The organism is Portibacter marinus (genome assembly GCF_021533195.1).
Lineage (GTDB): Bacteria > Bacteroidota > Bacteroidia > Chitinophagales > Saprospiraceae > Portibacter > Portibacter marinus.
The window spans coordinates 1-5,304 of record NZ_JAJNKB010000025.1 but is presented as its reverse complement, the minus strand read 5'-3'; the positions used below and the strand labels follow the sequence as shown (position 1 = coordinate 5,304).

Genomic DNA, 5,304 nt, shown 5'->3' with positions numbered 1-5,304 from the left:
TCCGAGGTGCTGCGGACTGAGGAGATAAGCCAATAGTGTAGAATTCTAGAATTGCACAGGCTTGGCAATCTACCGGTGTATAGATGGCATGACCTTAATACTGGGCTCAATTACGAAACTGGGGAAATTCCCCTTTGTTGTTTGAGGGAAAGCTATAAGCCTTGAAAGGTAAAGCGAATACTGAGACATTGGGAGAGTGGCAGATCAACTCGTAGTAGTGATGAAGCCTCTGTAATGGAGGTGGAGCGAAGGTGTTGACATGTTCTGAGTACTTTCATCTAATCAACCTCCAGCTTACGTTTGGAAGGAATGAGTTTAGTGGCGTATTCGATTCGAAAGAATGAGCATGAAGAGCCGTGTGAGCTGAGAGGTTCACGTACGGTTCTGTGAGAGGTTTAGGGGTGAGAGTCCCCTTTATCTACTCGATATTTTACCTTATTTGTGTTACTTAGGTTGAGGTATCAATTCTTAGTTAACAATTTTAATTTTCTTTTTGAGACTTAAAAGGCTCTTGCAATAGTTATTCCTCCAAATGGCACGGGTGAAGTGAATTGAAAATTTAATTGAGCGTTAAATGCCCATCTTTTATATTCGTATCGATAACCTAAGATGCTTACAAAATAAGTTGACCATCCGTAATCAGAATCATGGAATTCTGGGAAATAGTAAGGTGAATAAGTTTGTATTAGAGTTTGTCCTATATGAGCAAATGATTTTGACTTTCCAAGATATAAGTTTATTGATGTAGGGATGAATAGTCCCATTAATTTTGTAGCATTCCTGAAATTGGGGTTTACAAAAACACCTTCTTCTTCATATTCGGGAACATAAGATACTCCCGCCTTCAAACTAAAATGTGTCCAGTTCTTGCGATAAAAAAACCTTTCATAGGAAAAAGCATAGAAGCGAGCTGCTCCTAGAAGATCAATTGAGAGGTAATTTTTATAAAGTTGTAAATTTTTAGATTCACTTCCCGAGCTAGAATTTGATTGATTATTTTTTCTATCAAATAAACCAAAATGGTATTTTAATCTAAGTCCGATGAAAGATCCATTAGAAGTTCCGTATCCGATGTTTTGATCTTTGCTCTGCTCAATTGACAGATCTTTGTATTCACTTGTGAAACTTTCTCGCCAAGAATAATTATAGTTTATAGCGTAACTAAAATCCATCTTCCTTATCCTAAACCTTTTTCCAACCTCAATACCTAATGATAAATTATTGTATTCTAAAGGCTGTTTCCCATCAATTGATACACCACCTATATTTCCGATAAAACCATATGATTCATCTGGCTCTTCTATATTGAAATATGAGCCAAATGATATGTAGGGACTATTCCGACTGGTGCTTAAATTATATCTAATAAACAAAGGAAAGGTGTAACTGTATCCAAAAGAAGTTGAATTACTGCCAGTTTGAAGCTCTTCTTTGTAAGTTTTTCTTTGCAATAAAAATCCAGAGAAAAGTGACAATTGATTAGTAATATTATATTCAGATTCAATTCCAAATTCTGTCATCAAAGAAGTCTTGGGTATGATGGTTCCCTCGTAATCAGGATTAGTAAATACCGCAGTTGGCTTCATAAGTCCAATCCCACTTGTGAAATTAAAGGAGGCAATTGTATTCTTATTTTGCACATCATTTACTTGCTGACTTCGAACTAAATTTGTAAAACAAGTGAAAAATAATGCTATTAGGAGTATGTTCTTCATAGGTTGTGATTATTATAGTCTATCTATATGGGATAACGGTGAATTGCAAGAGTAGCGACGACGATAGGAGGAAGTTACTTCTTGCATAGTGTTAGCTTGCGGAATTTATGAGTTTAACTGTTTATCGATCTCCTTCAGTCCGTTTTTCTTAAGAATCTGTACTAGTTGATCTTTCGATAACTTCGGATGCTTTAATGAAGATAGTTGATTTGTAAAAGCTGTAGCTACTTTCTCCCTATCAATTTTTACCAGTGCTTCTATAAATTTATCAGGTTTGATAGCTTCAATAGAAAATTGTTGGAGGATGTTTTTTGGAAAATCTTTAATATTCCAAGTGACGATGTAATTGGAATTTGACTCTATTGCGGATGAAATTACATGCTTATCATTCTCATCTGGGATTTCTATTTTATCTATTGTCTCCAATTGGATTTTGGTTGATGCTTCCGGAAATGCTGATTCCATCAATTTGATCGTTCTGTTAAGTTGAGCTTCTTTCAAATCTGGCCTGTTCTTCAAAAGATTATATTTCCATTCTTGTTGAATTATTAGATTCCATTTAGGTTGAAAGAGTTCAGTGGCAGCTATATTTAGAAGGAAGTCTCGCAAAGGTGCTGGATACAGAACATTAGCATCTAGTGTTGCTACAATTGGAGATTTCTCAATCACTAGTAACCAAGGTTTAATTCTTGTGCTTGTTTAGCTAACAAGTTGAGATTTTTTCTTCTATCACTTTGAAGTTTGGATCTATAATCAATTATATCTCTAACTAATACTCTTCTGTGAGTTCCTGCTTTTTTGAAAGAAATTTGACCAGACTCAAGAAGTTTTACCAGATAAGGTCTAGATACATTGAGAATGTTGGCTGCTTCTTGAGTTGACATTTCGGAATCACTTTCAATTATCATCAGATCGTTTCCTTCGGCCATTATGCTTAAAATATCTTTTAAGAAGGTAAGAGCTTCAATTGGGATATCAATCACTTCATTTGACTCTTGGATCGTAAGTTGAACCTTGCGTTTGTTGGAACTGGTTCTAGCAAGTGTTGCCTTAATTTGGTTCATAGACTTAATTGCTAATCGTTGCTCATATTTGCCTATTTTATTGTTTACCGCTTCCATATTTAAATATACAAACGAAATAATCGAAATGAAAGTTTCTCGTATTTTATCTTTTCTGCAAAGCTAACGGTGAATTGCAAGAGTAGCGACGACGATAGGAGGAAGTTACTTCTTGCATAGTGTTAGCTTGCGGAATTTATAAATTGAACTGTTTATCGATCTCCATCAGTCCGTTTTTCTTAAGAATCTGTACTAATTGATCTTTCGATAGTTTTGGATTCTTTAATGAAGATAGTTGATTTGTAAAAGCTGTAGTTACTTTCTCCCTATCAATTTTTACCAGTGCTTCAATAAATTTATCAGGTTTGATAGCTTCAATAGAAAATTGTTGGAGTATGTTTTTTGGGAAATCTTTAATATTCCAAGTGACGATGTAATTGGAATTGGACTCTATTGCGGATGAAATTACATGCTTATCATTCTCATCTGGGATTTCTATTTTATCTATTGTCTCCAATTGGATTTTGGTTGATGCTTCTGGAAATGCTGATTCCATCAATTTGATCGTTCTGTTAAGTTGAGCTTCCTTCAAATCTGGCCTGTTCTTCAAAAGATTATATATCCATTCTTGTTGAATTTTTGGATTCCATTTAGGTTGAAAGAGTTCAGTGGCAGCTATATTCAGAAGGAAGTCTCGCAAAGGTGCTGGATACAGAACATTAGCATCTAGTGTTGCTACAATTGGAGATTTCTCAATCACTAGTAACCAAGGTTTAATTCTTGTGCTTGTTTAGCTAACAAGTTGAGATTTTTTCTTCTATCACTTTGAAGTTTGGATTTATAATCAATTATATCTCTAACTAATACTCTTCTGTGAGTTCCTGCTTTTTTGAAAGGAATTTGACCAGTCTCAAGGAGTTTTACCAGATAAGGTCTGGATACATTGAGAATATCGGCTGCTTCTTGAGTTGACATTTCGGAATCACTTTCAATTATCATCAGATCGTTTCCTTCGGCCATTATGCTTAGAATATCTTTTAAGAAGGAAAGAGCTTCAATAGGGATATCAATCACTTCATTTGATTCTTGGATCGTAAGTTGAACCTTGCGTTTGTTGGAACTGGTTCTAGCAAGTGTTGCCTTAATTTGGTTCATAGACTTACTTGCTAATCGTTGCTCATATTTGCCTATTTTATTGTTTACCGCTTCCATATTTAATATTCTTCTTAAATATACAAACGAAATAATCGAAATGAAAGTTTCTCGTATTTTATCTTTTCTGCAAAGCTAACGGTTCAGCTGCATCCTGAGTACGAGGCGATAGCCGAAGTATTCAGTGATGAAGCCTGTTATGCACTGGTTCTTAGTCCTTGTAAAATACTATATTAAAAGTTTCTTCGTATTTATTCCACATCCTTTCTTCATTTTCAAATGCAAAATTTTCAGCAAATTTTTCTCCTCTTGCTGTACTGTGTTTTGTTTTCGTTTTCATCCTATCGTAATGATGTCCTAACTCGTGCAATAAAATATGAAGAAGTTGATAAGCCTTAATTTGGTCTGGAGTAAATTCACAGAAATAGAAATCATCCTTTTCTAAATACTTGATCCCTAAGCGCTTAAAAAGATCTTTGTGGTCTTCAAAGTAGCGTTTGTTTAATTCTATATCCATTTCCTTTGGCCATGCTGAAATGCATATTACTCCAGAATGATAGTAAACTCCATCTCGTCCAGATTTACCAGATTCAAGAACTATTGCATCTAAACCTCGAGAGTAGACTTCCCAATTAGGAATTATTTCGATGAATTTCAGAAGGTCTCTTCTCTTAAGGAAGTGTTTATATCCCTTGCCCAGTTTCTCACTATCAATTTGAACTTCATCTTGAATTGTGTTCCAATAATTTGGTGTTTCCTCGTGATTATTTTTTCGTAGAGGTTTTCCACCAGCAACTTTGGGAGTAGTTTTTCTATTTATTTTTTTTCTCAATTAATCAAGAGTGTTTATAAGAATCATATTAATCGCAAGGGCTAATAAACATAGTAGATCGCATAAAAATGTTGGAACTGACTCATATTTTTGCATGAGCTCCTCTGTTACATTCTCTGTGTATCTATAGAAGAGATAGAAAACTATCAGAATTGACAAACCCAAAGTCAACCAATAGGAATCAGTTAACTTAATTATTGGATAAATTGTCGACAGCAAAAGTAATATTCCAAGAATGGCCTTTCCTCTTATATGAACATCGACCTTGCTTGTATATTTTGCTGCCTTCACAGCACTTACATATAGAATGTCTAGGAATTTCATTTGCTTAATTCAACTTGTGCATAACGTGATAGCTGCAAGCGTCGTTCCGAGGAACGAGGAATGATCGTCTTCGCAGCATGTTAGCATTTCGTGGTGTGCCCTGAAGTTCCATCGGGTACTAAGTTAATCAAAAGTGGTTAATGGAAATAGATGGAGCATGTTGTAATTGAGATGAAAGACCTCTTCAAAGGTTGGATGGAAAGGAAACGAGCTGACTCCA

6 protein-coding genes are annotated in these 5,304 nt (G+C 35.1%); all 6 read right to left on the bottom strand.

Annotated features, from left to right (window positions below; translation table 11 throughout):
- Positions 1-500: 500 nt before the first annotated feature.
- The 6 genes from L2567_RS20450 to L2567_RS20425 all read right to left on the bottom strand — a co-directional run bounded on the left by L2567_RS20450 (position 501) and on the right by L2567_RS20425 (position 4,760).
- The gene (locus L2567_RS20450) at positions 501-1,715 is read right to left on the bottom strand and encodes a hypothetical protein (protein WP_235299723.1); all 1,215 of its coding nucleotides are present in this window, start codon (positions 1,713-1,715) and stop codon (positions 501-503) included.
- Between the two features lie 105 nt (positions 1,716-1,820).
- Positions 1,821-2,384: a PIN domain-containing protein gene (locus L2567_RS20445; protein ID WP_235299722.1), complete on the bottom strand. Its 564-nt coding sequence runs from the start codon at positions 2,382-2,384 to the stop codon at positions 1,821-1,823.
- Positions 2,384-2,836, bottom strand: coding sequence for an excisionase family DNA-binding protein (locus L2567_RS20440; protein ID WP_235299721.1), 453 nt, complete (start codon positions 2,834-2,836; stop codon positions 2,384-2,386). The genes L2567_RS20445 and L2567_RS20440 overlap by 1 nt, the downstream gene beginning before the upstream one ends.
- A gap of 136 nt (positions 2,837-2,972) precedes the next feature.
- A complete protein-coding gene (locus L2567_RS20435) occupies positions 2,973-3,536 on the bottom strand; it encodes a PIN domain-containing protein (protein ID WP_235299720.1) in 564 nt (187 codons plus the stop codon).
- On the bottom strand, positions 3,536-3,988 hold the full coding sequence (locus L2567_RS20430) for an excisionase family DNA-binding protein (protein ID WP_235299719.1): 453 nt from the start codon (positions 3,986-3,988) through the stop codon (positions 3,536-3,538). Before L2567_RS20430 ends, L2567_RS20435 begins: the two co-directional genes overlap by 1 nt.
- 151 nt (positions 3,989-4,139) lie before the next feature.
- A complete protein-coding gene (locus tag L2567_RS20425; protein ID WP_235299718.1) occupies positions 4,140-4,760 on the bottom strand; it encodes a hypothetical protein in 621 nt (206 codons plus the stop codon).
- Positions 4,761-5,304: the final 544 nt, after the last annotated feature.